This window comes from Vicinamibacterales bacterium, from assembly GCA_036504215.1.
Lineage (GTDB): Bacteria > Acidobacteriota > Vicinamibacteria > Vicinamibacterales > Fen-181 > FEN-299.
Genome location: DASXVO010000011.1, coordinates 1 through 2,235, shown reverse-complemented (window position 1 = coordinate 2,235; position 2,235 = coordinate 1). Strand labels below are relative to the sequence as shown.

At 66.0% G+C, this 2,235-nt stretch carries 2 protein-coding genes; one reads left to right on the top strand and one right to left on the bottom strand.

Features of this window, described 5'->3' with window-relative positions; all coding sequences use genetic code 11:
* Positions 1-33: 33 nt before the first annotated feature.
* Entirely contained in the window at positions 34-1,566 is a 1,533-nt protein-coding gene (locus VGK32_02625) for a M28 family peptidase (protein ID HEY3380631.1), read from the bottom strand.
* A 110-nt stretch (positions 1,567-1,676) separates the two neighbouring features.
* Between VGK32_02625 and VGK32_02620 the strand changes: the two genes are divergently transcribed.
* The gene (locus VGK32_02620) at positions 1,677-1,907 is read left to right on the top strand and encodes a zinc ribbon domain-containing protein (GenBank protein HEY3380630.1); all 231 of its coding nucleotides are present in this window, start codon (positions 1,677-1,679) and stop codon (positions 1,905-1,907) included.
* The last annotated feature ends 328 nt before the right edge of the window (positions 1,908-2,235 follow it).

The following is a 2,235-nucleotide window of genomic DNA, read 5'->3' as shown; positions in this document are numbered from 1 at the left end:
GCCTGTCCCACTCAGATCAGCCCGCCTCTCCGCCTACTGCCCGGACCTGTTCGCCAACTCGACCGTTGACAGGAACACCAGCCGCGCCAGGTCCTCCATGATCTCCGGCGTGATCAGGTCCGGCGCGTCCTTGGTCGTGTGATAGGTCGGGTAGGGCAGCGGTTTGGCTCCGCCCGCGCCGAACGAGATCGTCGGGACGTGGGCCCACAGGAAATGCGCCGCATCCTGGCGCGGCCTCGCCAGGTTCGCGTTTGCGGTTGGCGTGACCACCTGGTGCACGTACTTCCTGTTGTTCCGATCGATCACGTCCCAGAGCTGCGGGAAGTTCTTCCCCGATCCGGCGCTGATCCTCTCGCCGCGGCCGACGCTCTCGAGGTTCAGCATCGCAATTGTCTTCTCGTTCGGCATGAACGGGTGCGCGACGTAGAACTCGCTTCCCCTCACCCCTTGCTCCTCGGCGCCGAACAGCACGAAGACGATCGACCGCTTGAGTGGAATCCGCGATGTCGCCAGCGCCTCGGCCGCGGCGAGCGTCACCGCGACCCCCGACGCATTGTCGTGCGCGCCCGGCATCAACTCGGGGTTGAGGCCGAGGTGGTCGAGATGCGCACCGATGACGATGACCTCCTGCTTGAGGACCGGATCGCTGCCCTCGATGTAGCCCACCACGTTCGATCCGATGCCTTCCGGGTGGTGCTCGGTGACGTTCTTCATCGTCATCACCTTGCCGGTCGCAAACGAGGCGGGCTTGAGCGTCGATCGGATGGCCTTCACCACCTCGTCGTGGTTCTTCCCCGTGCCCGCGAACACATCGTCCACGACGATCCTGCTGACGGACGAGAACCCGAAGCCCTTGATGAAGGCGCAGTTGGGATTGACGATGAAGTAGTTGTAGACGAGCCCGGCCGCGCCGTGCTTGGCGGCGTTCTGCGCCTTGTAGTCGTGAAACGAGTACGGGCGCCACTTCTTGAACAGATCGGCGTTGTCGGGCGCGACCGGCACCTCGGGCTCCATCATCACGAGCTTGCCCTTGACGTCCACGCCCGCATAGTCGTCGTAGCCGAGTTCAGGCGCCGTGGCCCCGTAGCCGACGTAGACCACTTCGGCGGTGATGGTTCCCGAGTCCGACGTGGAGCCCGGGTAGTACTCGGTCTCGAACACGTAGGGACGATGGATGACGTCCTTGTTCGCCATCGGGATGTCGAGCACGAGCGACGCGCCCGGCAGGACCAGCGTGTAGGGGTTCGGGAACTTCTGGTAGAAGGTGCCCTTGTCGCCGGCCGGCTTGATCGTCCACGACGCGAGGAGATCGGCCGCCCATTTTGCGGACGCGTCGTACGCGGGCGTGCCGGTCAGCCGGCCCTTGTACTTCGGGTCGGCCATCTCCTTGACGTAGTCGAACAGCGTGTGGCTGGAGATGCCGTGCATCACCGCCATCAGGTGTTCTTCGCTCTGCGGATCCGGCGCCGGCGCCTGCCGCCGGTCCTGCGCGTAGACGAGCCCTGTCAGCAGCAGCACGCTGGCCAGCAGCCAGCCAAGGTGCGATCGATGGATTCGTGCGATCATGAGGCCTCCGCCCGGGCGAGGGAAAGGGACCGGGCGTCGCAGGAATACCACGCGGTTTGGCGCGATGCCAAGGGTTTTCTACAATCGCAGAATCCCACGGGAGAAGACGAATGCCTCTTTTCGAATACAAGTGCGCGGCGTGCGGCCATCTGTTCGAACACCTCACCCGCGCTGGCGTGTCGCCTGCGTGCCCGAAGTGCTCGAGCGACCAACTGGAGAAGCAGTTGTCGGTGTTTGCCGTGGCAGGGACTGGATCGTCGTCGACCCCTCGCATGCCGGCTGAAGGCGCATGCGCCAACTGTCCGAGCGCAGGCGGCTGCGGGATGATGGGAAGCCACTGAGTGCCCGCCTGTGGACAGTGCTGAAGTGCTGCTCTGACCGCTGCCGGGGTGCCCGGTGTTCGCCGCTCGAACGGACACGTGAATGGTCCGCGCCGCCGACTCGAAGACCGACGTGGACCGGGCCGGCGCGATGGGCGACTTGGTGAGGGCTTCCGAACCGGAGCCCAGTGCGACGGACCGGGCCGCGGCGGCCGATCCCCGGATCTCGCGCCGCGCCGCGCTGTCCGGGCGAAGCCTCCCGGCGACGGCCTTCCGTCCGATGACAGGCCGCGGGGGGAGAGGACGGGTCCGAGCCCCCATACCCCCACGGCCAGATCACCACGCCGCC